The following is a 25,959-nucleotide window of genomic DNA, read 5'->3' as shown; positions in this document are numbered from 1 at the left end:
ATCGCCGTTGGCCGTCGCGGCGCCCGCGTTCAGTCGAACCAGACCGGAAGATCCGCAAGGCGCGGCTGCTTCACATCCTTGGGCGAAAGCAGCGCCTGGGCGCCGGACACCGGCCAGTCAATGCCAATGTCAGGATCGTTCCACAATACGCCATGGTCGTGGGCGGCGGCGTAGGGCGCCGTGACCTTGTATTGAACCTCGGTATCCGGCTCGAGCGTGCAAAAACCGTGAGCAAATCCCACCGGAACCCAGAGCTGGCGCCAGTTCTCGGCCGAAAGCTCAACGGCCACGTGCTGTCCATAGGTGGGCGAGGACCTGCGCAGGTCAACGGCGACATCCAGAATGCGCCCGCGCGACACGCGCACCAGCTTGTCCTGGGCGAACGGCGCCGACTGGAAGTGCAGGCCGCGCACCGTTCCGACCGGGCCGGACAGCGAGTGGTTGTCCTGAACGAAACTGGCGTCAATGCCGGCTTCGCGCATGGCCTGCTGATTCCAGGTTTCACTGAAGAAGCCGCGCTGGTCGCCATGACGGACTGGCGTGATGATCTTGACGTCCGGCAAAGCCGTTGGGGTGACGGAGAGCATGTAAAGCCTACACTGGTTCAATGGTATGGATCAGGCGGACAGGCCGAGGCGTTCGCCGCGATAGCCGCCGGAGCGGACCCGCTCCCACCATTGCTGGTTGGCGAGATACCATTCCACGGTCTTGCGCAGCCCGCTTTCAAATGTCTCTTTCGGCTTCCAGCCAAGCTCGCGTTCAATTTTGCTGGCGTCGATCGCGTAGCGCTGGTCGTGGCCCGGGCGGTCGGCGACCCAGCTGATCAGTCGCTCATGACCGCCCGCCGCGCTGTCCGGGGCCAGTTCATCGAGCAGGGCGCAGATGGCGCGCACCACGTCGATATTCTTCCGCTCGTTCCAGCCGCCGATATTGTAGCTCTCGCCGATGCGGCCGCGCATCGCCACTTCAATCAGCGCCTCGGCGTGATCGTCGACGTACAGCCAGTCGCGCACGTTGTCGCCCTTGCCGTATACCGGAAGCGGCTTGCCTTCGAGCGCATTGATGATCATCAGCGGGATCAGCTTCTCAGGGAAGTGATACGGCCCGTAATTGTTCGAGCAGTTGGTCATCACCGTGGGCAGGCCATAGGTGTGATGCCAGGCCCGGACGAAGTGGTCGGACGCCGCCTTGGAGGCGGAATACGGAGAGTTGGGCTGGTAGGGCGTTTCTTCGTGGAAGAAACCATCCGCGCCAAGCGAGCCAAACACCTCGTCCGTCGAGATGTGATGGAAGCGGAACGCCTCCCGGCCAGCTTCATCAAGATTGCGCCAGTAGCCGAGTGCAGCCTGGAGCAGGGTGAAAGTGCCGGTGACATTGGTGGACAGGAATTCGGCGGGGCCGTCGATTGAGCGGTCCACATGGCTTTCAGCGGCGAGATGCATGATCACGTCCGGCCGGAAAGAGGTCACCACCTCATCCATCGCGCCCTGATCGCGAATGTCGGCCTGAAAAAAGCGATAGCGCGGACTGTTGGCGACGGGTTCAATTGAATCCAGGTTGCCGGCGTAAGTCAGGGCATCGACGACGAGCACCTCGTGCGGCGTGTCGCGCACCAGCTTGCGAACCACCGCTGATCCGATGAAGCCCGCGCCGCCGGTAACCAGAAAACGTTTCGCCATAACCTGCCTGTATCAGCTTTATGTGAATAGGGATCGGCGCCGACGTCTGTCATGGCGGCGCATTTCCGGCCCAGAGTGGGCGCCATTGCCTTGCTGTCAATCCTCAGATCGATCCGGAGCTGGCTCATTCATTTGCCCGGAGCGCTGCGGCCGAGGCCGCGCAGCCCACAACCATTGAGAACAGGCTGAGGGCCGCCAGCGCCAGCATGGGGGTGCGGAACGGCGTCAGGCCATCCAGCGCCGACGTGGTGGCCGATACGCCGAAAATCAATACCGGCGTCATCAATGGCAGCGACAGGATCGCCAGCAGCAGGCCGCCGCGGCGCATGCCGGCGGTCAATGCAGCTCCGGTGGCGCCGATGAACACCAGGGCCGGGCTGCCAACGAGCAGGGTGACGGTGACTGCCAGCATGGCGGCCGGCGATAGCGCCAGCAGCAGTCCATAGGCTGGCGCCGCGATCACCAGGGGCAGGCCGGTCACCAGCCAGTGTGCAATGGCTTTGGCCAGGACAATGAATTCCAGCGGGGCTGATGACAGGCGCATCTGTTGCAGCGCCCCATCCTCCAGGTCAGCCTGGAACAGGCGGTCCAGGCCGAGGAGAATGGACAGGACGGCGGCAAGCCAGAGCATTGCGGGCCCGATGCGCGCCAGCAACGCCGGGTCAGGCCCAATTGCCAGCGGCGTCATGGTGACGATCAACAGAAAGAAAACCAGACCCAGCGCAGCGCCGCCGCCCTGGCGGAGGGCGAGACGGATATCGCGCTGGAGAATGGCCGCCAGCGCTCCGGTCATTGTCCGGCCCGCGCTGGCGCGTAGCCCAGCAGCAGTTCGTCCTCGCACGCGTCGTCTTCCCAAAAGGCCGCTTCGTCGTCGCCGGCGTTGGCCATGGGGGGGGCGAGATGCAGCGTCAGGGCGTTGTCGAGCCCAAGCGGCTGGTGGGTGGCTGCAATGATGATGCCGCCGCCCGTCAGATGGCGCTGCATCAGGCCGGTGAGTCCGCGAATTGAGCGCTGGTCGAGGGCGCCGGCTGGTTCATCCATCAGCCAGATTGGCCGGCTGCATGACAGGAGGCGCGCCAGGGAAACCCGACGGCGTTGCCCGGCTGAAAGATGCTCCACCGGCATGTCCATGGCGTGGCTGAGACCAACCGCCTCCAACGCTTCATCAATTGCTGTGGTGGAGGCGCCCAGAAGCTTTCGCGCCCAGGAAAGGTTCTCCTGAACAGTCAGGGACGACTTCAGGCCGTCGCGATGCGCCATGAGGCCAATCAATTCGCCGGGCGTCCGGTCCGGATCGCCGGAGAGCGTGATCTCGCCTTCAGCGGGCGCCAGAAGTCCGGCGATCATGGCGATGAGGCTGGACTTTCCCGCGCCATTGTCGCCGGTGATGACGAGCGCCGATCCAGACGCCACGCGAAAGGAAATGTCGCGGAAAATAAGCCGGCCGCCCCGGCGACACGACAATGTGTTGGCTGTGAGGATCATGACGGTTGTGTGCCATGCCGCGAAGCGCCGGGCAACGGGCTGTAAAGGCGCGAAGTTGTGCGGCAGACGGCGGCGCGCCCAGATTAGAATGACTCGCGGCTATGGCGGAGCACGAAGAAACGCACTATAAAATAACGAGCTGCGCCGCGCGCGTGACGCGCGGGGCCTGGGCACTCCCGGGGCGGCGCGCGCATTGGGCGCCCAGATGAATCCGGCCATGCCGGCGACGTCAGGCTGCCTGCTGTCATCCGGAAGGTGACCGGTCGCCCTGTCCGCAGGCGTTGGCGACACAGGCGTCGGTCGGTCTCCCCGCAGTCACGCTCAGGATTCATCATGACTTCTCTCGACAGTTTCAAAAGCCGCCAGATGCTTCAGGTCGGCGCCCGCGCCTATGCCTATTATTCCTTGCAGAAGGCAGAGGAAAATGGCCTGCCGGATGTATCGCGCCTGCCATTTTCCCTGAAAGTGCTGCTCGAGAACCTGCTGCGGTTTGAAGACGATCGTTCGGTGCGCAAGGACGATATTCTGGCGATCGCCGCCTTCGTCAAAAACCGGGGTTCCGAAGAGCGTGAGATCGCCTTTCGTCCAGCGCGCGTGCTGATGCAGGATTTTACTGGCGTGCCTGCGGTGGTGGATCTGGCCGCCATGCGCGACGCCATGAACAGCCTCGGCGCCGATCCGGTGAAAATCAACCCGCTGGTGCCGGTGGATCTGGTCATCGACCACTCCGTGATCGTCGACGAGTTCGGCACGCCAAGGGCCTTCGGCGACAATGTCCGTCTGGAATACCAGCGCAATGAAGAGCGTTACAAGTTCCTGCGCTGGGGCTCAGAAGCGTTCAACAATTTCCGGGTCGTGCCGCCAGGCACCGGCATTTGCCACCAGGTGAACCTCGAATATCTGTCGCAGACCGTATGGACCCGTGATGAAAACGGCGTCGAGGTTGCCTATCCGGATACATTGGTCGGCACCGACTCGCACACCACCATGGTCAACGGCGTCGCCGTGCTTGGCTGGGGCGTTGGCGGCATTGAGGCGGAGGCGGCGATGCTGGGCCAGCCGCTGTCGATGTTGATTCCCGAGGTGGTCGGCTTCAAGCTTGCCGGCAGGTTGCGTGAAGGCGTCACCGCCACCGATCTTGTGCTGACCGTGACCCAGATGCTGCGCAAGCGCGGCGTGGTCGGCAAATTTGTCGAATTCTACGGCCCGGGCCTTGACGCCATGACCGTGGAAGACCGCGCCACGATCAGCAACATGGCCCCGGAATATGGCGCCACGTGCGGTTTCTTCCCGATCGATCAGGCAACAGTCGACTGGCTGGCCAAAACCGGCCGCGAGCCGGAGCGCGTGGCGCTGGTGGCCGAGTACGCCAGGGCCCAGGGCCTGTTCCGCACTACGGATACGCCGGATCCGGTTTTCAGTGATACGCTGTTCCTTGATCTGAACGACGTGGAGCCGTCGCTTGCCGGCCCCAAACGACCGCAGGATCGCGTGCTCCTGAGCGGCGCGAAGCAGGGCTTCGTCGCCTCAATGGAGAGCGAGTTCAACAAGGCTGCTGACATCGCCAGACGCTATCAGGTTGAGGGCAAAAACTTTGACCTTGGCCATGGCGACGTGGTGATCGCCGCCATTACGTCCTGCACCAACACGTCCAATCCCAGCGTGATGATTGGCGCCGGCCTGCTGGCCCGCAACGCGGCCGCCAGGGGGCTGAAATCGAAGCCGTGGGTCAAGACCTCGCTTGCGCCGGGATCCCAGGTGGTGGGTGAGTATCTGGCCAGGTCCGGTCTGCAGGCTGAGCTCGACAAGCTGGGATTCAACCTGGTCGGTTTTGGCTGCACTACCTGCATCGGCAACTCGGGCCCGCTGCCGGCGGAAATTTCCAAAGCGATCAACGACAATGATATTGTCGCCGCCGCCGTGTTGTCGGGTAACCGCAACTTCGAAGGCCGCGTCAATCCGGATGTGCGCGCCAACTACCTGGCTTCGCCGCCACTGGTCGTCGCTTATGCCCTGGCCGGCTCCTTGCAGATCGACCTGACGAAGGATGCGCTGGGGGTCGGTTCTGACGGCCAGCCGGTGTATCTGCGCGACATCTGGCCGAGCTCCGCCGAGATCCAGGATTTCATTGACCGGAACATTTCACAGGCGCTGTTCCGCGCCCGATACGCCGACGTGTTCACCGGCGACGAAAATTGGCGGAAAATTGAAGTTTCCGGCGGCAACACCTACGGGTGGGACAACAAATCCACCTATGTGCAAAACCCGCCCTATTTCGTCGGCATCACCCGGACGCCGAAGCCGGTGGAAGACGTTGTCGGGGCGCGCGTACTGGGACTGTTCCTCGACTCGATCACGACCGATCACATTTCCCCAGCAGGCTCGATCAAGGCCGCCAGCCCGGCCGGCAAATATCTGCTGGACCACGGCGTCGCGGTGGCGGATTTCAACCAGTACGGCACCCGTCGCGGCAATCATGAAGTGATGATGCGCGGCACCTTCGCCAATATCCGCATCAAGAACCAGATGGTTCCCGGCGTGGAAGGGGGCGTCACCATTCACTACCCGGATGGCGAACAGATGCCGATCTACGACGCCGCCATGAAGTACCAGGCCGAAGGCACGCCGCTGGTGGTGTTTGCCGGCAAGGAGTATGGCACCGGCTCATCGCGTGACTGGGCGGCCAAGGGCACCAACCTGCTTGGCGTGCGCGCGGTGATTACCGAGAGCTTCGAGCGCATTCATCGTTCGAACCTGGTCGGCATGGGGGTTTTGCCGCTGGTGTTCGAGCCTGGAACCAGCTGGCAGACTCTGGGTCTGAAGGGAGACGAGAGGGTTACCATTCGCGGTCTTGGCGAAAGCCTGCGCCCGCGTCAGACCCTGACTGCGGAAATCACCCGCGCCAATGGCGAGAAACTCAGCGCGCCGTTGATCTGCCGCATCGATACCCTTGATGAGCTGGAATATTTCCGCAACGGCGGCATCCTGCACTATGTGCTGCGCCAGCTCGCCGCCTGAGGCAATCGGCTCAAGACACCGCCGATGAAAGGGCCCGGGACATGTGTCCCGGGCCCTGTTTGTCTGGGTAAATCGCTGGCGGGCCAGCTTGGGCTGGAACCCGCCAGAACTACGCGCCACCCACTGCGGCGTCCTCTTTTTTAACCTCAGGAAGCGCCATGCCATGCCGCACGATAGCCTCCTCAATTGGGCCGTCGAAGGCGATCTGGCCATGCTCCATGACGATACCGCGCGTACAATATTCCAGCAGCGATTTCGGGTCATGTGAAGCCAGCACGAGAATGCCGGCGCTGGCGATCAGTTCCTGCACCCGCTGCCGCGCCTTGCTGGCGAAAGCGGCGTCGCCGACGCTGATCAGCTCGTCCATCAGCAGGATATCGGGCCGGATTGCCGTGGAAATGGCGAAGGCCAGTCGCAGGTTCATGCCGGATGAATAGGTCCGCATGGGCAGATCAAGGAAGTCGCCAATTTCCGCGAACTCGGCGACTTCCGGAATACGCTCCCGTGCTTCCGGGATGGTCATGCCGATGATCGCTCCACGCAGAACGATGTTTTCGGCCCCGCTCATCTCCGGGTCCATGCCCATGGTGATATCAAGCAGTGACGACACGGCGCCTTCGATCTCGGCGGAGCCTGAGGATGGCTCATAAGCGCCAGACAACACCCGCAGCAGCGTGGACTTGCCGGCGCCGTTGTGGCCGAGAAGGCCCAGCCGGTCGCCATTGGTCAGCCTGAGGTTGACGTTTTTCAGGGCGTTGACCGAAACGACGTCGCCATCTGCGGCGACGGAACCGCCAACGCGGGCCATCAGATTGCGCCGGATCGAGCGTCCGCGTGCGTTGTAGATCGGGAATTCGACGCAGGCGTTTTCAAGGATAATCGAGGCCACGACGTCTCTCCCTCACAGCCAGTAAACGATACGCGCCCGCAACCTGGCGAACAGGGGGCCGGTGACGGCGTACAGCAGCACAATCATGAAAACGGCGACGCCCCAGGTCCACAGGCTCGGCGCGCGCCCATTCATTGGCTCGGCGACGATCCGCAGGAAGATGGCGAAGGGATTGAGACCAACCACGAAGGGCGCGGCGGCCCCGAGCTGTTCCACTTTCCACATGATGGGCGTCAGGAAAAAGGCAATCTGCAGGACGTTCTGGATGATCACCGGGGTGTCGCGAAAACGGGTGGAGATCAGGCCAATCAGCATCACAACCGGATAGGCTGCGACCAGCAGCAGGATCATGCCCGGGATGGCGAGCAGCATCTCCCAATCGGGCCAGACGCCAAACAGCAGGAACACCAGCGGAATGATGATGATGTTATGCGCAAACATGATCAGATTGCGCATGATCAGCCGCATGGCGAACAGGGTTTTCGGCATTGCCTCCTGACGGAGATAAACGCCCGAGCTGCTGAACACGCCCGTTGCGTCCATGATGATGCCCTGGATCAGCGTCCAGACCACGTAGTTCACCGCCAGATAGGGCAGATAGGTGCGGATGTCCTGCTTGAACAGAATTGAATAGACAAGGCCAATGCCGCCCACGAAGGCCGCCATGCTGAGCGTGATCCAGAAAGGACCCACGCGCGAACGCTTGTAGCGCTGGCGTATGTCGGTCATCGCCAGCAGGTTCCAGACATGCCACGCTGACAAACCCTGTCGCGCGTCTGCGATCGCCCGTTGCCAGTCCCGGGGTGATGGCTTGAGAGACATGATACTCCTGGAGCCTGGTCGCCCGCCGAAGGGCGATGGCGGGGCGGGCGCGACGCCAGCTCACCGCTCTGCTGGAAAAATATGGCCTTGTATGTGTGTCCGGCCACCAGATCGAAAGGCGCACCTATACATCATGCACGGATGCCGCGATACGCCGTCTTGTGGTGGATGACAGGCTGGCAGTTCGTGTCACAATCGGTCAGGTCTTTGGAGGCGTTGCGACATGGACGTGGAAAGCGCTGCGATCAAATCCGGCGAACGCCATTGGACAACACCCCCCGCGACGGTATAGGTACGCCCAAACTGGCCAGCACGCGCTGGCTGGAATCATTTCAGCAAGTTGGTGTTTCTCCGGAGGCATCAGCCTTGTACAGGATCAGGAGTGCGTAATGGCGTCCACTTTCGACACCGTTGCAGACATCATTGCCGACACCTGCGACATCCCCCGCGAGCAGATCACGCCGGAGTCGCACGCCATTGAGGATCTTGGCGTTGATTCGCTGGCGTTCCTCGATATCGCCTTCGCGATCGACAAGGCTTTTGGCATCAAGCTGCCGCTTGAGCAGTGGACCCAGGAAGTCAATGAAGGCAAGGTCCCGGCGGAAGAGTATTTCGTCCTGAAGAACCTGTGCGACCGCATCGACCAGCTTGTTGCTGCAAAGCAGGGCTGAATAACGATCTGTTCCGCGTTTGAAGGGGCGCATCCAGCTGGATGCGGCTCTTCAAACCGTTGAAGGCGCCTCTATGCATCTCGAATATTTCAGGATGATCGACGGGGTCGCTGCGCTCGACATGGGCGACAAGCGCATCCTTGCGACAGCGACCGTTCCCATGGAAAGTCCTGTGTTCGAAGGGCATTTTCCTGGATATCCGCTGATGCCAGGCGTGCTGTTGACAGAGACGATGGCGCAGGCCTCGGGCTTTCTTTTGCTCGCTCTGAGTGACTATGATCGCATGCCTTTCCTTGCCGGGGTGGAGAAGGCAAAGTTTCGTTCATTCGTCGGCCCCGGCGCGCGCCTTGAAATCGAAGCGAATCTTGAGCACCTCGGGTCCGGCTATGCGGTGACCAGGGCCCGGATCCGCAGCGACGACAGGATGATCTGCGATGCGGAGCTTATGTTCCGCCTGCTGCCATTCCCGGACGGCATGGCTGCTTTGATGCAGGAGCGCGCGCGCGATATCGGTCTTGCTCCTTCGGAGGCGCCTTGAATGGACCGCGAAATCTGGATTACCGGCGTTGGCATGGTGTCGTCGGCGGGCGTTGGCGTTGCGGCGCATCTTGAAGCGCTGAAAAACGGCGTGGCCCCACAGGTCGATAGCGACAGTTTCTCGCCCTATCGCGTTCATCCGGTTGTCGCGGTTCCTTACGAGCAGCAGATTCCAAAGAAGGCCGACCAGCGGCAGATGGAGGCCTGGCAGAAGCTGGGCGTCTTCGCCGCCGGCATGGCGCTGGACGCCGCCGGCCTGAAGGGGGACGCGGAGCGGTTGGGCCGCCTTGAAATGATCGTCGCCGCAGGCGGTGGCGAGCGTGACTATGCTGTCGATGGCCAGATCCTGACCCAGGCGCCATTGTCCGAGCGCCCGGCCGAGATGCTCAATGAGCGTCTGATGGGCGATATCCGGCCGACCATGTTTCTGGCCCAGCTTTCCAACCTGCTGGCCGGCAATATCTCGATTGTCCATGGCGTGACCGGCGGCTCCCGCACCTTTATGGGCGAGGAGCAGGCTGGCGTTGACGCTCTGCGCATCGCCGAAGCGCGGATTCGCGCCGGTCAGGCTGACGCCTTCCTGATTGGCGGCTCCTACAACGCCGAGCGCCCCGACGTGCTGCTGATTTACGCCATGGCTGACTACCTCTGGATGCATGATTATGCGCCGGTGGCGGAGCGCGCGACACGCGGCGGCGGTTTCATTCTGGGTTCTGGCGCGGCCTTCCTCGTGGTTGAGGCGGCGGATGTCGCCAGGGCGCGTGGAGCCAGGCCGCTGGCCCGCCTCGACGCAGTTGCGTCCGATATGCCCGCCCGTGAGCCGGGATCAGTCGCGGCGTCGCTGGATGGCATGTGGGAGCGGATCGCAACAGACTTCAATCCGTCGCGCGGCGCGGTGTTCTCAGGCGCCACCGGCGTTGCGGACGTGACCGCCGAAGAGCAGTCCGTGCTGGCGCAGCGGGCCGGAAACGCCCCGATTCACGCCACGGGCGATCTGTTCGGACATATGGTTGAGCCACAGTTTCCGGCTGGCGTCGCGCTGGCCGCCGCAGCCCTTTCGGAGGGGTGGTGTGACGACGCGGTGGTGACTGGCGTTGGCCACCGGCGTGGAGAAGGAACCGCGCGCCTGTCGCGCGTGGATTGAACGCATGGGTTTTCTGGCGGAGCAGCGCGCATGACGTCGCCACATCGCGATAGGGCAGGCCGGCCACTGGTGGCCGTTACCGGTCTTGGCATTGTCACTTCCCTCGGCGAGGGCAAGGAAGACAATTGGGCCGCGCTGACGGCGGGCCGTTCGGGCGTGAAACGGCTTAGCCGCTTTCCGGTCGCCGGACTGAAGACAACGATTGCCGCGACAGTTGACTTCATCAAGGCGGAGCCGTTTTGCGCTCCGGCGCTGTCGCAGGAAATGGCGATGCGGGCCGGGGTTGAGGCTGTCGGTCAGGCTGGCATTGGTGCGCCAGGTGATTTTCCCGGGCCGCTGTTTATCGCTGTGCCGCCGGTCGAAATGGAGTGGCCACACCGGCGCGCGCTGGCGGAAGCCGGGGCCAATGGTGAGGACGTGACCTACGCCACCCTGCTGGCCGCCGCGCGCACCGGAAAGTTCCGGGAATGGTATGAACTGTTCCTGTTCGGAACGGTCGCAGAGAACGTGGCCAGGCGTTTTGGCACCAAGGGCTCGCCAATTTCGCTGTCTACGGCCTGTTCGTCTGGCGCCACCTCGATCCAGCTTGGCGTGGAGGCGATTCGCCGGGGTGAGACGCAGGCTGCGCTTTGCATGGGCACCGATGGGTCGGTCCACCCGGAATCGCTGATCCGGTTCTCGCTGCTGTCCGCATTGTCGACGCAGAATGATCCGCCGGAGGGCGCATCCAAGCCATTCTCAAAGAATCGAGACGGCTTCGTCATGGGCGAGGGCGCGGCTGCGGTGGTGCTGGAGGACTATGACCACGCCCTGGCGCGCGGCGCGAAGATCCTTGGTTTTGTTCTGGGGTGTGGCGAGAAAGGCGACAGCTTCCACCGCACGCGCTCCAGTCCCGACGGCGCGCCGGCGATCGCCGCCATAGAAGGCGCGATCCGTGACGCCGGTCTGTCGCCCGACGATATCGACTATGTCAATGCGCACGGCACCAGCACGCCGGAGAACGACAAGATGGAAGCGCTGGGGCTTGAGGCTGTGCTGGGCGCCCGCATGAAATCCGTGCCGATCTCTTCTAACAAGTCGATGGTCGGGCACACCCTGACAGCCGCCGGCGCCGTTGAGGCGGTGGCGTCGCTGATGACAATCGCCAACGGTCGGATCCCGCCGACGATCAATTATCACGTTCCCGATCCGGCCATTGAGCTTGATGTGGTGCCCAATGTCGCCCGCGACGCCAATGTGCGTTACGTTTTGTCGAATTCGTTCGGCTTTGGCGGGCAAAACACCTGTCTCGTGTTCTCGGGCGAGCCAGGCTGAATTGGCTGAAACGGGCTGCAAACCGACGCGGCGCCATAGGCGCCGTGTTCATTTGAAGGAAGGTTTATGAGCAGGCGCGTTCTGGTGACTGGCGGCGGCAAGGGGCTTGGAGCGGCGATCGTCCGCGCCCTGGCCGGGGCCGGGTTCGACGTTGATTTCACCTACCGGTCGTCGGGCTCCGCCGCTGAGGCGCTGATTGCCGAACTGTCCGCATCGTCATCGTGCGGATCTCTGCGCGCCTTCCAGCTTGATCTGGCGGACCAGGCTGCTGTCGATGCTTTCTGCGCTGCGCATGAGGACGAAGGTTACTACGGCTTCGTCCACAATGCGGGACAGTCATACGACGCCCTGGCGGCCATGATGTCCCGCGAGAAGGCTGATGAGGCCATGCAGGTCAATTTCTGGTCGCTGACGACGATTGCCAAGGCGCTGGTGCGCGGCATGGTTCGCGGGCGCTCTGGCCGCATCGTGGCGATCGGCTCGATCACGTCGATTCATGCCAATGCCGGCAACGGGGCCTATGCGGCGTCGAAAGGCGCTGTCGCCTCATGGCTGCGCACGCTCGCGGTGGAAACGGCCAAACGCGGCGTTACGGTGAACACCGTGGCGCCTGGCTTTATCGATACCGACATGATGGCGCGTTACGCCGAGCATCGCGCCACGCTTGAAAAGCAGATCCCGGCCGGTCGCTTTGCGCGGACCGGGGAGGTCGCCGCCTTGACGGCTTTTCTCCTCAGTGACGCCGCTTCCTACATCACTGGCGCCGTGTTGCCGGTCGACGGCGGACTGTCGGCCCAGATCAGCGCACACCGGTACTGAGGCGCTTCGCCCGCCGGTTGCCTGACGCGCCGGTGGGGCCATGGGTCCGGGCTGAAGCGGTCCGGACCTGACAGCCGAACGGTGCTGAAGCCCGTTTGGATGCTGGATTCAACCGCCCGGGAACGGGCGCATCAGGACAGGCCATGCGCGCACTTCAGCTTTTTGGTGACCGGGATCTTCGCCTTACTGACATTGAGCCGCCGCCGCCGCCCGCAGCGGGCGAAGTGCAGATCCGCACGCGCGCCATTGCGCTGAACTATCTGGACGTCTGGGGGTTTCGCGGCATGGCTTTTGCCCGCCGCAAGATGCCCCAGGTCGCCGGCGTTGAGGCCTCCGGCGAGGTCGTGGCGGTTGGCGAGGGCGTCAGCCGCTTTCAGGCCGGCGACAAGGTGGTGATGTATGGCGCGGAGACCTGCGGCCACTGCAAGGCCTGCCGGGAAGGACGCGATAATCTGTGCGAGAACGTCGCGGGAATTCTTGGCTTCCATGTCGACGGATTTGCCCGCGAACTGATCAACCGGCCCGAGCGTCTGGTCATCAAGGTTCCGGACAACGTCAGCTTCGAAGACGCCGCCTGCGCGCCAATCGGTTTCGGCACCGTGCAGCACATGCTGTTCGACAATGCAAAACTTGAGCCTGGCGAAACCATACTGGTGCACGCGGGCGGCTCCGGCATCGGCACCGCCGCCATCAAGATGGCCAAGGACATCGGCTGCTACGTCTATACGACGGTCGGCGACGACGCCAAGGGCGAGCGGGCCAGGGCGCTCGGCGCTGACATGGTTATCAATTATCGCACCGAGCGCTTTGAGGGCGTCGTGCGCAAGGCGACCAAACGCAAGGGCGTCGATGTGGTTTTTGAACACGTCGGCGTCGATACCTGGAATGGCAGCCTGCTTTGCCTCAAGCGCGGCGGTCGTCTGGTGACCTGCGGCTCCACCTCGGGCATTTCCACCACCCTGAACCTGATGCAGTTGTTCCAGCAGCAATACCGCATCACCGGCTCGTTCGGTTGCAGCATGGGCAATATTGTCCAGTCGCTGGACAAGATGGCGCGCGGTATGGACCCGGTGATCGATTCGGTGTTCGAGCTGCCGGATTTCCTCAAGGGCCTGGAGCGCCTGGAAGGACGCCAGGCCTTTGGCAAGGTGATCGTGCGGTTCTGATCGTTACCCTCTGATCGAGGCATCCATCCGGTCGCGCAGGCGATCCGTCTTTCTGGTTTCAGGCATTGTCTCCTGGCGAACTGACCTGCATTTCGCCGGAGCGTGCTTCAATATGTGAGCTGGCCATGACTGCAGACAACACCGCGTCCAGGGCATCGCAGAAGACCGATCCGGGCCGTTTCTTCGAGCACTTCCGTATCGGCGAGGTGATCCGCCATGCGACGCCCCGCACCATCACCACTGGCGACGTGGCCCTCTATACGGCCCTGTATGGTCCGCGCTTCGCGGTGCAGTCGTCCGACGAGTTCGCGCGTGGCCTTGGTTATGCCCGCAGCCCGGTGGACGACCTGCTGGTGTTCCACGTGGTGTTCGGCAAGACCGTTCCCGACATTTCGCTGAACGCCGTTGCCAATCTCGGCTATGCGGAAGGCCGCTTTCTGCGCCCGGTCTATCCCGGCGACACCATCTCCACCGTGTCCGAGGTGATCGGCCTGAAGGAGAACTCCAACCGCAAGACCGGCGTCGTCTACGTGCGCTCCACTGGCTACAACCAGCACAATGATGCGGTGCTGGAATATGTGCGCTGGGTGATGGTGCGCAAGGCTGACGAATCAGCCGCGCCCACCGGCGAGCTCGTGCCGCAGCTTGGCAAGGCTGTCGCCGCAGCGGATCTGGGCGAAGCGGTTCCGGCGCTCAATGTGGGCGCCTGGTCGAACGAGCTGGCCGGCAGCCGCTACCGCTTTGACGATTATGTGGTGGGCGAGCGCATCGACCATGTCGACGGCATGACCGTCGAGGAGGCGGAGCAGCAGATCGCCACCCGCCTGTACCAGAACACGGCCAAGGTGCACTTCGACGGCCACGCCGCGAAGGATACGCGCTTTGGCAAGCGCCTGATCTACGGCGGCGTGGTGATTTCCCTGGCGCGGGCGCTGTCGTTTAATGGCCTCGGCAATGCTTTCCACGTCGCGGCGATCAATGGCGGCCGCCATGTGGCGCCGCTGTTCTCTGGCGATACGGTTTATGCCTGGACCGAGGTGCTGGACAAGGCGGAGGTGCCTGGCCGTTCCGACGTTGGCGCGCTGCGCCTGCGGACGATCGCCACCAAGAACCAGCCATGCGCCGCGCATCCGTACAAGGCAGGCGATGACATGGACCCGTCGGTCATTCTTGACTTCGATTATTGGGTTCTGGTGGTTCGTTAAACCCGGCAGGTCACCGTTCGCGCGGGTAAATAAGGCCATTCAAAAAGGGGCGTCCTGATCCAGTCAGGGCGCCCCTTTTCGCATTCGGGCTGGCGCGCCTCTTCTGTTGGCGATCAGGAATATCACCTGCTCTGCAGATGATTCACCAGTTCCCGCGCCAGCGGCGTCAGCCCGGCGTAGCTGCGCACGCACAGGAACAGTTCCCGTTCGGCCCAGGCGTCGCTGAGCGGGATGGCGGCGATCTTCATGGTGCGCCTCGCCCGCTGCGCCGTGGTTTCAGGCACCACGCCGACGCCGACGCCGCACTCCACCAGCCGGCAGACGCCGTCGAACGAACGCAGTTGCACCCGCAGGCGCAGTGGCCGGCCAGCCCGGGCGGCCTTGGCGGCGAGGAAGCGCTGCAAGGCGCTGGACCGGTCAAGCCCAACGAATTCGTGATCGAGAATGCTGGCGAAGGAAACGGCGGAGCCATCGTCGCTCAGGGGGTGATCCTGGGCGACCACCAGCACGAAACGGTCGCTGCGGAAGGGGAATGTCTCCAGCGCGCCCGGATCAACCGTGCCGGCGACAATGCCGATTTCGGCGGCGCCCTCTGCGATCAGGCCGACGATCTCGCCCGACAGCCGTTCTTCCAGATCGACCGAGACATGCGGGTGGGCGGCGAGGAATGCCGAGAGGGCTTCAGGCAGAAACTCGGTCAGGGCGTTGGTATTGGACAGCACGCGGATATGGCCGGCCAGCCCGTCGGTGTAGCGTCCCATGTCCTCCCGCAACCGCTCGGCCTGGTCCAGCAGCGTGCGGGCATGCTGCAGGAAGGTCTGGCCAGGCTGGGTGAGGCTGACGCCCTGCCTTCGCCGCACGAGAAGCGCCGCGCCGAGGCTCTCCTCCATCTGCCGGATTCGGGTCGAAGCCGCCGCAAGCGCCAGATTACTGCGCTCGGCGCCTCTGGTGATGGAGCCGGCTTCGGCAATGTTGCGAAACAGCAGGAGGTCGGTGAGGTCGAAGCGCATGGCCCAGCCTTCGTGAATGGCGAAGGATGGGTACATGAAAAGCTCATTGATTGCGAGTGATTACAGATTAACGTCATTCTAAACAGATGCGGCTATCCGCAGGCTGTCACGCGTCTTTGGCGCGGGTTCCGCCACGCAGTTTCGCCGGAGTGCGACGCAGGATTGTCGAATCCTCCGTTGCAGGCGACGCCAACATTGGTTAGGAACCATTCCAAATTAGGGCGGGCCATGTGTCGCAGCCCCTTGCGAACGGCGCGACCGGCGCAGGTCCAGAACCTGCCGGGGTTGCCGCAGCGTTGATATCATTTGCGGCGGACGCCGCGCGGGTTGAGTGGAGACGTCTTCATGGCGGAGGTTCAGGCGAAATCGCCCGCAAGGCGGCTGGAAGATATCCGGCCGCTGTCGCCGCATCTTCAGATCTACAGGTGGACGTGGACCATGGCGATGTCCGTGCTCCACCGTATGACGGGCATAGCCCTCTACGCCGGCACGGTGCTCATCGTCGGCTGGCTCGTTGCGCTCGCCTCCGGGCCGGCTGCGTATGAGTGCGCCCGCTGGCTGATGACCTCGTTCTTCGGCAAGCTGGTGCTCTTTGCCTACACGTGGGCGCTGTTCCACCACATGCTCGGCGGCGTTCGTCACTTCATCTGGGACACCGGCGCCGGCTTTGAGCGCGATGCCCGCATGACCCTGGCGAAGTTCACGCTGGGTGGCTCGATCATACTCACCGTCGCCTTCTGGGTGATCGTCACATTTGTGGGCTGAGGCAGGGCAATGGCTACGCAAAACCGTTCTTTCCGCACGCCTCGCGCCAATGTCACCGGCCTCGGCGCCGCCCATCATGGCACGGAGCATTTCTGGCGACAGCGCCTGTCGGCGTTCGCCAATCTGCTGCTGATTCTCCCATTCCTCTGGATCCTGGCAGCCGCCTATAACCGCGACTTTGTGTCGGCGTTCATGGTCGTTTCGCATCCATTTTCGGCGGTTGTTCTGCTGCTGCTGGTCATTTCCGTCGCCATCCACATGCGGCTTGGCATGGCGGAGGTCATCGCGGACTACCTGCCGAACCGGGCGCAGCGCGTTGCCGCCGTCATCGCCAACACCTTCTTCAGCGTGGCGGTGGGACTGGTCGGCGTGTTCGCCATCGTCAAGCTGAGCGTCTGGCGTCTGCTGCTCTGAGGCAGTCTGGCGGTTTGCCGCCGGCAGCCCTTTTCAATCGTCATATTTCGCCTCTCCGCCGCCGGAAACCTAGCGCTTCCCCGGAGAGCCTCAACGGGGTGATCGATGTCAGCCTCTGCTACCTACACCATTAACGGCCGGGCCTACCCGATCACCGACCATACCTTCGACGTGGTGATCGTCGGCGGCGGCGGCGCAGGTCTGCGCGCCACTGTCGGCTGTTCTCAGGCCGGTCTGCGCACAGCCTGCATCACCAAGGTGTTCCCCACCCGCTCCCACACGGTGGCCGCTCAGGGCGGTGTCGCCGCGTCGCTTGGCAATATGGGCGAGGACAACTGGAAGTGGCACATGTACGACACCGTCAAGGGGTCGGACTGGCTGGGCGATCAGGACGCCATCGAGTACCTCGTGCGCAACGCGCCGGCCGCTGTCTATGAGCTGGAGCACTGGGGCGTGCCCTTCTCCCGCACCGAGGACGGAAAGATCTACCAGCGCCCGTTCGGCGGCATGACCACCGACTTCGGCAATGGTCCGCCGGCCCAGCGCACCTGCGCCGCCGCAGACCGCACAGGCCACGCCATGCTGCACACGCTGTATGGCCAGGCGCTGCGCAACTCGACCGAGTTCTTCATCGAGTATTTCGCCATCGACCTGATCATGGAGAATGGCGCCTGCCGCGGCGTCATCGCCATCAAGATGGACGACGGCACCATTCACCGTTTCCGCTCGCATCTGACGATGCTGGCCACCGGCGGTTATGGTCGCGCCTATTTCTCGGCCACCTCTGCCCACACCTGCACCGGCGACGGCGGCGGCATGGTGCTGCGCGCCGGCCTGCCCCTGCAGGACATGGAGTTCGTGCAGTTCCATCCCACCGGCATCTATGGCGCCGGCTGCCTCATCACCGAGGGCGCGCGCGGCGAGGGTGGTTACCTGACCAACTCCGAAGGCGAGCGCTTCATGGAGCGTTACGCGCCGTCGGCCAAGGACCTGGCTTCGCGCGACGTGGTTTCCCGTTCGATGACCGTCGAGATCCGCGAAGGTCGTGGCGTCGGCAAGAACAAGGATCACATCTACCTGCATCTGGATCACCTCGATCCCGCGATCCTCGCGGAGCGCCTGCCGGGCATCTCCGAGAGCGCCAAGATCTTCGCCGGCGTCGATGTGACCCGCGAGCCGATTCCGGTGCTGCCGACCGTTCATTACAACATGGGCGGCATTCCCACGAACTATCATGGCGAAGTGCTGACCAAGGTCGGTGGCGATCCGGATGCGGTGGTGCCCGGTCTGATGGCCCTTGGCGAAGCCGCCTGCGTGTCTGTGCACGGCGCCAACCGTCTTGGCTCGAACTCGCTGATCGACCTCGTGGTGTTTGGCCGCGCCGCCGGCCTGCGCGCCGCCGAACTGGTCAAGCCCGGCCAGAAGCACGCTGACCTGCCGGCAGATTCGGCCGACCTGGCCCTGTCCCGTCTGGACAGGTTCCGTTACGCCAATGGCGGCACGCCGACCGCCGAGTTGCGGCTGGCCATGCAGAAGACCATGCAGTCCAACTGCGCCGTGTTCCGCACCGGCGAGGTTCTGGAAGAGGGCAAGAAGCTCATCCACGACGTGTGGCGCTCCGCCGCCGACGTGCGCGTCACCGATCGTTCGCTGGTCTGGAATTCTGACCTGCTGGAGACGCTGGAGTTCGATAACCTCATCACCCAGGCCGTCGTCACCATGGAAGGCGCCGTCAACCGCAAGGAATCCCGTGGGGCCCATGCGCGCGAGGATTTCCCGGACCGTAATGACGACGAGTGGATGAAGCACACCCTGACCTGGGTCGATGATCACGCCCGCAGCGTCACCATCGACTATCGTCCGGTGCATACCTACACGATGACCGACGACATCGAGTACATCAAGCCGAAGGCGCGCGTGTACTGAGCATCCTCGTCCGGATGCCGGACGGACGTTGAAATGGCCCGGCCGGCGAAGGTCGCCGGGCCGATGACGAGATTGAGGCTGGACGCGAGATGGCCGAATTTTCCCTGCCCAAGAACTCCCGGATTTCCGAGGGTAAGACCTGGCCGAAGCCTGCCTCGGCCGCCCGCACCACCACGTTCCGGATCTATCGCTGGAACCCGGATGACGGCAAGAACCCGGTCATCGACACCTATTATGTCGACCGCGATGATTGCGGCCCGATGGTTCTCGACGCGCTGCTCTGGATCAAGAACAACGTCGACCCGACCCTGACGCTGCGCCGCTCCTGCCGCGAGGGCATCTGCGGTTCGTGCTCGATGAACATCAACGGCGCCAATACGCTGGCCTGCACCATCGGCATTGATGAATGCGTCGACAAGGGCGTGGTGCGGATCTATCCGCTGCCGCACATGCCGGTGGTCAAGGATCTGGTGCCTGATCTCAGCACGTTCTACGCGCAGCACGCCGCCATCGAGCCTTATCTGAAGACGGTGACTCCGGCTCCCGAGAAGGAATGGCTCCAGTCGCCGGAAGACCGGCAAAAGCTTGACGGCCTGTATGAGTGCATTCTTTGCGCCTGCTGCAGCACCTCTTGCCCGAGCTACTGGTGGAACGGCAGCCGCTATATGGGCCCCGCCGCGCTGCTGCAGGCCTATCGCTGGCTGATCGACAGCCGTGACGAGGAGACCGGCGCGCGCCTGGACAAGCTGGAAGACCCCTTCCGCCTGTATCGCTGCCATACCATCATGAACTGCGCTAACGCGTGCCCCAAGCACCTGAACCCGGCGAAGGCGATCGCCGAGATCAAGAAGATGATGGTGGTGCGTCAGGTCTGACCATAGCCAGGCACTGGTTGCATGCGCGGCGTCGGGCCTTGCCCGGCGCCGCATTGTTTTGAGGCCACACTTACGTGAATATCGGGCGACTGGCGTTTCGCCCGGGACACGTTCCGGGCTAGACATGACATGGTTCTCCCAAGGGGAGCGCTTCAAAAAGGTCCGGGAAACCCGCATATGCTGCTAGGCACTTACTCCCAGCTTGAACGGAAAAGCGGCGCTGGCCTGCTGCGCCTGGCCGCCGTTGTGTCGGTTGCCGCCACGCTCGCCGCCTGCCAGTCCAGCCGTTTCGATGACGGCGGCGGTTACCGGCGCACCGCTCCCCAACGTCAGGCGGTGGTGGAATCTGATATCGAGCCCGGCCTTGGCGCCTCTCCTGCCGGTCGCGTGGAAAGCAGTCCGTTGCCACCGGCGCCAGGGGCCGTGATCGCGCCAGATCCGAATATGCCAGGCGTGGCGGCCCCCGGATCGACCAATGTCGCTGGCCTTTCTCCAGCAACGACGCCGCCGGCGACGCCGGCTGCGCCTCCGCCAGCAAGCCGGTCCAGCGCCATCGGCCGCTGGACCGCGAAGGAGGCGGCGGGCAATTGTGGCGTGACCCTGTCGTCGACCCCGTCGCTTGATCTGTACCGGGCCAGCACCTCGGGCTGCGCCAACAAGGATCTTCAGAGCGTCAACGCCTGGGAGTTCCGTGACGGCGAAGTTTACCTGTACGCCCGTGGCGGCGTCGTCGCCCGCCTGCGAGACAGCGGCGGTCAGTTTAGCGGCGTTATCGCCAAATCTGGCGCGCCCCTGTCGCTGAGCAAATAAGGCTTGCGTTGCAGATGCATTGGAAACAGAACGGCGCCTGCAGGCGCCGTTTGTCTGTCATCTGGTGGTTTTGATATTCCCGGCGGACCCGGGTTGGAGCGGTACAGTGGGCGTCCAGTCTGCATCGGCGATCGCGCGGCGTGACGGCGCCGGCAAGGTGCAGGCGCGCTATGAAGCGCTTGTGGCCAGCGAGGCGATTGAACGTGATCCGGCGCAGGAGGCGCTGGTTCAGGAATTCGACGCGCTGCTCACGCGCATGGAAGCCGGCGCGGCCCAGGGCGGCGGCAGCCTGCTGGGGCGTCTGTTCGGGCGCAAATCGCCGGCGCCGGAACCGTTGCGCGGCCTCTATATCTGGGGCCTGGTTGGGCGCGGCAAGACCATGCTCATGGACCTCTTCTTTGAGGAGGTCGCCATCGATCGCAAGCGGCGGGCGCATTTTCACGAATTCATGGCCGACGCCCACGACCGGATCTTTGCCTTCCGGCAACAGGTAAAGGACGGGAGGACGAAAGACGTCGACCCGATCCCGGTGGTCGCTGGGGAACTGGCTGCTGAAGCGCGGTTGCTGTGCTTCGACGAATTCACGGTCACGGATATCGCCGACGCCATGATCCTCGGCCGGCTTTTCAGGGCGATGTTCGAGCGGGGCGTCACTGTTGTGGCGACATCGAACGTTGAGCCGCAGCGGCTGTATGAGAATGGCCTCAACCGCGGCCTGTTCCTTCCATTTATCGATCTGATCACGACGCATATGGACGTGGTCCAGCTCGATTCGCGCACCGATTTTCGTCTGGAGAAGCTCGCCGGCGCGCGGGTTTTCCATACGCCTGCGAACCAACAGGCTCATGCGGCCTTGCGTGAGGCTTTCCGCCGTCTGTCTGGCATGGCTCACGGGCGGGCGGTGACCCTGACGGTGAAAGGACATCGGGTAGCGGTCCCGGAAGCTGGCCCTGGGGTCGGCCGTTTCGAATTCAACGATCTGTGCGCACGGGCTTACGGGGCTTCCGACTATCGGGCCATAGCCGAGAATTTCCATACGGTCATCATCGAGAACATTCCGGTGATGGCGATGGAGAAACGCAACGAGGCCAAGCGCTTTATCACGTTGATCGACACCCTGTACGAGTACCGGGTCAAGTTGCTTGCGTCGGCGGAAGCGGAGCCAACGGCGCTGTATACCGCCACCTCGGGCCGCGAGGCGTTTGAGTTTGACCGCACGGTTTCACGGTTGATTGAGATGCAGTCTGAGGTCTACCTGGCGCTGCCCTATGGGCGTCCCACGGACCTGGAGGGCGTGGACGATGCAGAGGCCGATGCCGGTGGGGGTGCGGGATGACCGCCGCTGGCCGTCGCCCTTCCGGTCATCCGAAGGGGCGGTTGCTGACCATCGCAACAGAGCATCTTCGGCGTGGCGGCGCCAAAAGGGTCCGGCTGGTCGCTGTCGCTGAGGAAGCCGGCATGACCCACGCCAATGTCTACCGGTATTTTGCCTCGCGCGAAGATTTGCTCGACGCGGTTGCCGCTGCGGCGCTGCGACCGGTTGAGGCGCATCTGGCGGATGTGGCTGGCGCACCGGATCCGGCCGACGACAAGCTCGAACGGATGATCTTCGCCCTGGCGCGCGGGTATCGTGACCTGCTGGAGCGCGACCCGCGGGTGTTCGAACTCTATGCCAGCGCAACCGCAAGCAATCGTCCCCTGGCGCGCCGGCACCTCGGCCGGGTGCGTCGGTTGTTTGGCGATGTGATTGATGAAGGTCGGGGGGCCGGGATTTTCGAGGTCTCCGACCGGGACGCTGCCCTGGCGTTTCTTGTCGATGCGCTGCACCGGTTTACCCACCCATCCTCCGTGACGGTGGATGCGACCCGGGTCCGGGCCCTGATCGACACTCGCTTGCAGGCGTCGGTGCGCATTGTGCTGCGCATCATGCGCGCCGGAATTGTGTGACAGGTTACAGAAATAGAAATTTGTAACTTTCAAAATTTTCGCCTTCCGGCGATTGATGGCGTGCGCTGGGAGATGTTTTCATTAATAATTCCAAATACTTGATGACGTTCTGGCAGCCATCGGAGCGAGGCCGGAGCCCTTGCGCCACGGTCCCCAACCACTTGAAACATAATATGGAACCTGTCTAAACGGCCTGCCTTCGCGGGAACCGCATTCCCTGATGGGCCCGATGGCCCCATGGTGGCGGGAGCAGGGAAGACAGGCCGGAGAGGCATGAATACGGGTGTCGTTGCGATTGTTGGCGTGGGGCATGCGGGGCAGATTGTGGCCCAGTTGCTGCATCGCTCTGGCGTGGCCAGGCTCCGCCTGATCGACACCGCCGCGGGCGTCGCCGGGAAACGGGCCGCCGACATGCGCCGCGCTGCGATGGCGTTCGGCGAAACGCCTGATATCGCGGCCTCCGCAGATCTTGCCGACATCCGTGGCGCTGACGTTGTCATCGTCACCGCCGGGCTGCCTGCCGCCTCCCTTGCCTCCAGCGATGACTGGCTGGCGATGAACGCCGCCACGGTGACGCAGATTGGGGAGGCGATTGGTCATGAAGCGCGCGACGCTTTCGTGCTGTGCCTGACCGGGCCTGTGGCGGTCATGACGGCGCGCCTGCAGGAGGCGTCAGGATTGGCGCCGGGGCGGGTTGTTGGCGTTCCGGCCTCGGCTTTCGCTGCGGAGTTGTCCCTTCAGATTGCAGGCGAACTCGACGTGTCGGTCGCCGATGTGCGAATCAATATCATTGGCGGCGAGTTTGATGCCGATGACACGGCGGTCCTCCTGCGCTATTCGACGGTTGCCGGCGTTCCGCTTCCGGAAGTTGTCCGTCCAGGACAGCCCGGCCGGGAGTGGATCGAGGCTGCGGTGGCGCGCGCGCGCAAGGTTGCGGGCGAGCCTGGAAGCGGGTTGAGGACTGGTTCGGCGTCCAGCGCGCCGGCCGCCCTGGCTGTCATCGCAGCAAAAAGTTATCTGAGCGATCAGAAACGCGTGCTCACGCTGGCGGCGCGCCTTGATGGGGACTATGGCGAGCGCGACGTTGTCGTGAACGCGCCGGTCGTCATCGGCCGGCGCGGCGTCGAACGCATCATCGGGTTGGGTCTGGATGATGCGGAGCGCGCGACGTTTGCAGGGGCTGTCGCCGCCTTCAGAAGGCGCATGGCGCTCTGCGCGGACATTGCTCCGGCATCTGTCCAGACTGGAACGGCGCCTTGATGGGGCCAGACAGACGGTTCGCGCGGCTTCCGCAGAGGCCGGCGCGCTCACAACGGAAGCCCCATCGGGCATAGAGGGACGCTTCGTATGAATATCCACGAGTACCAGGCCAAGGCCGTCATCAAGGAGTTCGGCGCGCCGGTCTCCCGCGGCAAGGCAATTTTCTCGGCTGATGAGGCCGAAGCCGCAGCGCGCGAGCTTGGCGGCCCGCTTTGGGTCGTGAAGAGCCAGATCCATGCCGGCGGTCGCGGCAAGGGCAAGTTCAAGGAAGCTTCGGCTGGCGAAAAGGGCGGCGTGCGCCTTGCGAAGTCGGTGGAAGAAGTCCGCGAATTCGCACAGCAGATGCTGGGCGCCACGCTGGTGACCATCCAGACCGGCGAAGCTGGCAAGCAGGTCAACCGCCTCTACATCGAGGACGGCTCCGACATCGAAAAGGAATTCTACCTGTCGATGCTCGTGGACCGTGAGACGGGCCGCGTTGCATTCGTTGTGTCGACCGAAGGCGGCATGGACATCGAGCAGGTCGCCCATGACACGCCCGAGAAGATCGTGTCGTTCTCGGTTGATCCGGCGACGGGCGTCATGCCGCACCACGGCCGCGCTGTTGCCAAGGCGCTCAACCTGACCGGCGATCTCGCCAAGCAGGCCGAGAAGCTCACGGCGATCCTCTACACGGCGTTCACCAGCAAAGACATGGAAATGCTGGAGATCAACCCGCTGATCGTCACGACCCAGGGCCAGCTGAAGTGCCTTGACGCCAAGATCAGCTTCGACGGCAATTCGCTGTACCGTCATGCCGACATCGTGGCGCTGCGCGACATCACTGAGGAAGACCCGAAGGAAATCGAGGCTTCCAAGCACGATCTCGCCTACATCGCGCTCGACGGCACCATTGGCTGCATGGTCAACGGCGCCGGCCTCGCCATGGCGACCCTCGACATCATCAAGCTGTACGGCGAAGAGCCAGCCAACTTCCTCGACGTCGGCGGCGGCGCCAGTGAGGAGAAGGTCACTGCAGCGTTCGAGATCATCACCTCTGATCCGAACGTGAAGGGCATTCTCGTCAACATCTTCGGCGGCATCATGAAGTGCGACGTCATCGCGCGTGGCGTCATCGCCGCCGTGAAGACCGTTGGCCTGAAGGTTCCGCTGGTTGTTCGCCTTGAGGGCACCAACGTCGAAGAAGGCAAGAAAATCATTCGCGAGTCGGGTCTCAACGTGATTCCCGCCGACGATCTCGATGACGCGGCCCAGAAAATCGTCAAGGCTGTGAAGGAGCAGGGCTGATGTCCATTCTGATCGACAAGAACACCCGGATCATCACCCAGGGCTTCACCGGCAAGACCGGCACCTTCCATTCCGAGCAGGCGATCGCCTATGGCGCGACCCTGGTTGGCGGCACCTCGCCGGGCAAGGGCGGCTCCACCCACCTCGGCCTGCCGGTGTTCGACACCGTCGCTGAGGCGGCCGGCAAGACTGGCGCCAACGCCACCGTCGTGTACGTGCCGCCGCCAGGCGCCGCTGACGCGATCTGCGAGGCCATCGACGCCGAGATCCCGCTGATCGTCTGCATCACCGAGGGCATTCCGGTGCTCGACATGGTGCGCGTCAAGCGTTCGCTGGAAGGCTCGAAGTCGCGCCTGATCGGCCCGAACTGCCCTGGCGTCGTCACCGCTGGCGAATCGAAGATCGGCATCATGCCGGCCAACATCTTCAAGCCCGGCAACGTCGGCATCGTGTCGCGCTCCGGCACGCTGACCTATGAAGCGGTGTTCCAGACCACCAACGAAGGCCTCGGCCAGACCACCGCTGTCGGCATCGGCGGCGACCCGGTCAAGGGCACCGAGTTCATCGACATGCTGGAGATGTTCCTGGCGGACCCGAAGACCGAGTCGATTGTCATGATTGGCGAGATCGGCGGCTCGGCCGAGGAAGACGCCGCCCAGTTCATCAAGGACGAGGCGAAGCGGGGCCGCAAGAAGCCGATGGTTGGCTTCATCGCTGGCCGCACCGCTCCTCCCGGCCGCCGCATGGGCCATGCCGGCGCCATCATCTCGGGCGGCAAGGGCGGCGCCGAGGACAAGATCGCCGCGATGGAGGCCGCGGGCATCCGCGTGTCGCCGTCTCCGGCCCGTCTTGGCAAGACGCTTGTCGAGGTCCTCAAGGGCTGATCTGGCCAGACAAAGGCCGCTGTTCACTGGCA

25 protein-coding genes are annotated in these 25,959 nt (G+C 63.5%); 18 read left to right on the top strand and 7 right to left on the bottom strand.

Annotated elements, in window-relative coordinates:
- Window positions 1-29: 29 nt before the first annotated feature.
- The 4 genes from rfbC to ccmA form a co-directional block, all read right to left on the bottom strand.
- Window positions 30-587 (bottom strand): dTDP-4-dehydrorhamnose 3,5-epimerase, encoded by a 558-nt coding sequence (gene rfbC / locus ACERNI_RS05700; RefSeq protein WP_448832304.1) that lies wholly within the window; start codon window positions 585-587, stop codon window positions 30-32.
- Between the two features lie 30 nt (window positions 588-617).
- Window positions 618-1,679, bottom strand: a complete 1,062-nt coding sequence (gene rfbB, locus ACERNI_RS05695) for a dTDP-glucose 4,6-dehydratase (protein ID WP_448832303.1) — start codon at window positions 1,677-1,679, stop codon at window positions 618-620.
- A 124-nt stretch (window positions 1,680-1,803) separates the two neighbouring features.
- Entirely contained in the window at window positions 1,804-2,472 is a 669-nt protein-coding gene (ccmB, locus tag ACERNI_RS05690) for a heme exporter protein CcmB (protein WP_448832302.1), read from the bottom strand.
- The gene (ccmA, locus tag ACERNI_RS05685) at window positions 2,469-3,164 is read right to left on the bottom strand and encodes a heme ABC exporter ATP-binding protein CcmA (RefSeq protein WP_448832301.1); all 696 of its coding nucleotides are present in this window, start codon (window positions 3,162-3,164) and stop codon (window positions 2,469-2,471) included. The genes ccmB and ccmA overlap by 4 nt, the downstream gene beginning before the upstream one ends.
- Window positions 3,165-3,497: 333 nt before the next feature.
- Between ccmA and acnA the strand changes: the two genes are divergently transcribed.
- Complete coding sequence (gene acnA, locus ACERNI_RS05680) at window positions 3,498-6,182, top strand: aconitate hydratase AcnA (protein ID WP_448832300.1); 2,685 nt, start codon at window positions 3,498-3,500, stop codon at window positions 6,180-6,182.
- 109 nt (window positions 6,183-6,291) lie between these two features.
- Here the strand turns inward: acnA and ACERNI_RS05675 are convergent, their stop codons facing one another.
- Both ACERNI_RS05675 and ACERNI_RS05670 read right to left on the bottom strand, forming a co-directional pair.
- Window positions 6,292-7,071 carry an ABC transporter ATP-binding protein gene (locus tag ACERNI_RS05675; protein WP_448832299.1) on the bottom strand — a complete coding sequence of 260 codons (780 nt, stop codon included), beginning with the start codon at window positions 7,069-7,071 and terminating at the stop codon, window positions 6,292-6,294.
- Between the two features lie 12 nt (window positions 7,072-7,083).
- Window positions 7,084-7,800, bottom strand: coding sequence for an ABC transporter permease (locus ACERNI_RS05670; protein ID WP_448832298.1), 717 nt, complete (start codon window positions 7,798-7,800; stop codon window positions 7,084-7,086).
- A gap of 482 nt (window positions 7,801-8,282) precedes the next feature.
- Here ACERNI_RS05670 and ACERNI_RS05665 point away from each other — a divergent pair, with 482 nt between their 5' ends.
- From ACERNI_RS05665 to ACERNI_RS05635, 7 genes are all read left to right on the top strand, one after another.
- A complete protein-coding gene (locus ACERNI_RS05665) occupies window positions 8,283-8,564 on the top strand; it encodes an acyl carrier protein (protein ID WP_132004164.1) in 282 nt (93 codons plus the stop codon).
- 73 nt (window positions 8,565-8,637) lie between these two features.
- Complete coding sequence (locus ACERNI_RS05660) at window positions 8,638-9,102, top strand: 3-hydroxyacyl-ACP dehydratase FabZ family protein (RefSeq protein WP_448832297.1); 465 nt, start codon at window positions 8,638-8,640, stop codon at window positions 9,100-9,102.
- On the top strand, window positions 9,103-10,245 hold the full coding sequence (locus ACERNI_RS05655) for a beta-ketoacyl-ACP synthase (protein WP_448832296.1): 1,143 nt from the start codon (window positions 9,103-9,105) through the stop codon (window positions 10,243-10,245). It abuts the gene before it with no gap.
- Window positions 10,246-10,275: 30 nt separating this feature from the next.
- Window positions 10,276-11,559 (top strand): beta-ketoacyl-ACP synthase, encoded by a 1,284-nt coding sequence (locus tag ACERNI_RS05650; RefSeq protein WP_448832295.1) that lies wholly within the window; start codon window positions 10,276-10,278, stop codon window positions 11,557-11,559.
- 66 nt (window positions 11,560-11,625) lie between these two features.
- Window positions 11,626-12,378 (top strand): SDR family NAD(P)-dependent oxidoreductase, encoded by a 753-nt coding sequence (locus ACERNI_RS05645; protein ID WP_448832294.1) that lies wholly within the window; start codon window positions 11,626-11,628, stop codon window positions 12,376-12,378.
- A 143-nt stretch (window positions 12,379-12,521) separates the two neighbouring features.
- Complete coding sequence (locus tag ACERNI_RS05640) at window positions 12,522-13,544, top strand: zinc-binding dehydrogenase (RefSeq protein ID WP_448832293.1); 1,023 nt, start codon at window positions 12,522-12,524, stop codon at window positions 13,542-13,544.
- A 125-nt stretch (window positions 13,545-13,669) separates the two neighbouring features.
- Window positions 13,670-14,749 carry a MaoC family dehydratase gene (locus ACERNI_RS05635; protein ID WP_448832292.1) on the top strand — a complete coding sequence of 360 codons (1,080 nt, stop codon included), beginning with the start codon at window positions 13,670-13,672 and terminating at the stop codon, window positions 14,747-14,749.
- A gap of 122 nt (window positions 14,750-14,871) precedes the next feature.
- On the opposite strand, the gene ACERNI_RS05630 is transcribed toward ACERNI_RS05635, so the two are convergent.
- Window positions 14,872-15,759: a LysR substrate-binding domain-containing protein gene (locus ACERNI_RS05630; protein WP_448832324.1), complete on the bottom strand. Its 888-nt coding sequence runs from the start codon at window positions 15,757-15,759 to the stop codon at window positions 14,872-14,874.
- Window positions 15,760-16,104: 345 nt separating this feature from the next.
- Between ACERNI_RS05630 and sdhC the strand changes: the two genes are divergently transcribed.
- The 10 genes from sdhC (at window position 16,105) to sucD (ending at window position 25,927) form a co-directional block, all read left to right on the top strand.
- Entirely contained in the window at window positions 16,105-16,524 is a 420-nt protein-coding gene (gene sdhC / locus ACERNI_RS05625) for a succinate dehydrogenase, cytochrome b556 subunit (protein WP_448832291.1), read from the top strand.
- 9 nt (window positions 16,525-16,533) lie between these two features.
- The gene (gene sdhD, locus ACERNI_RS05620) at window positions 16,534-16,938 is read left to right on the top strand and encodes a succinate dehydrogenase, hydrophobic membrane anchor protein (protein ID WP_448832290.1); all 405 of its coding nucleotides are present in this window, start codon (window positions 16,534-16,536) and stop codon (window positions 16,936-16,938) included.
- Between the two features lie 105 nt (window positions 16,939-17,043).
- Window positions 17,044-18,864 (top strand): succinate dehydrogenase flavoprotein subunit, encoded by a 1,821-nt coding sequence (gene sdhA, locus ACERNI_RS05615; protein WP_448832289.1) that lies wholly within the window; start codon window positions 17,044-17,046, stop codon window positions 18,862-18,864.
- A gap of 89 nt (window positions 18,865-18,953) precedes the next feature.
- On the top strand, window positions 18,954-19,739 hold the full coding sequence (locus ACERNI_RS05610; protein ID WP_448832288.1) for a succinate dehydrogenase iron-sulfur subunit: 786 nt from the start codon (window positions 18,954-18,956) through the stop codon (window positions 19,737-19,739).
- Between the two features lie 177 nt (window positions 19,740-19,916).
- Window positions 19,917-20,549 carry an AprI/Inh family metalloprotease inhibitor gene (locus ACERNI_RS05605; protein WP_448832287.1) on the top strand — a complete coding sequence of 211 codons (633 nt, stop codon included), beginning with the start codon at window positions 19,917-19,919 and terminating at the stop codon, window positions 20,547-20,549.
- A 106-nt stretch (window positions 20,550-20,655) separates the two neighbouring features.
- Window positions 20,656-21,885 (top strand): cell division protein ZapE, encoded by a 1,230-nt coding sequence (gene zapE / locus ACERNI_RS05600; protein WP_448832286.1) that lies wholly within the window; start codon window positions 20,656-20,658, stop codon window positions 21,883-21,885.
- The gene (locus ACERNI_RS05595) at window positions 21,882-22,496 is read left to right on the top strand and encodes a TetR/AcrR family transcriptional regulator (RefSeq protein ID WP_448832285.1); all 615 of its coding nucleotides are present in this window, start codon (window positions 21,882-21,884) and stop codon (window positions 22,494-22,496) included. Before zapE ends, ACERNI_RS05595 begins: the two co-directional genes overlap by 4 nt.
- 273 nt (window positions 22,497-22,769) lie before the next feature.
- On the top strand, window positions 22,770-23,756 hold the full coding sequence (locus ACERNI_RS05590) for a lactate/malate family dehydrogenase (RefSeq protein ID WP_448832284.1): 987 nt from the start codon (window positions 22,770-22,772) through the stop codon (window positions 23,754-23,756).
- An 87-nt stretch (window positions 23,757-23,843) separates the two neighbouring features.
- Complete coding sequence (gene sucC / locus ACERNI_RS05585) at window positions 23,844-25,043, top strand: ADP-forming succinate--CoA ligase subunit beta (protein ID WP_448832283.1); 1,200 nt, start codon at window positions 23,844-23,846, stop codon at window positions 25,041-25,043.
- Window positions 25,043-25,927 (top strand): succinate--CoA ligase subunit alpha, encoded by an 885-nt coding sequence (gene sucD / locus ACERNI_RS05580; protein WP_191318525.1) that lies wholly within the window; start codon window positions 25,043-25,045, stop codon window positions 25,925-25,927. Before sucC ends, sucD begins: the two co-directional genes overlap by 1 nt.
- The last annotated feature ends 32 nt before the right edge of the window (window positions 25,928-25,959 follow it).

It is taken from the genome of Camelimonas sp. ID_303_24 (assembly GCF_053543495.1).
The sequence above is the reverse complement of the archived record's forward strand: the minus strand, read 5'-3'. Positions and strand labels throughout refer to the sequence as shown.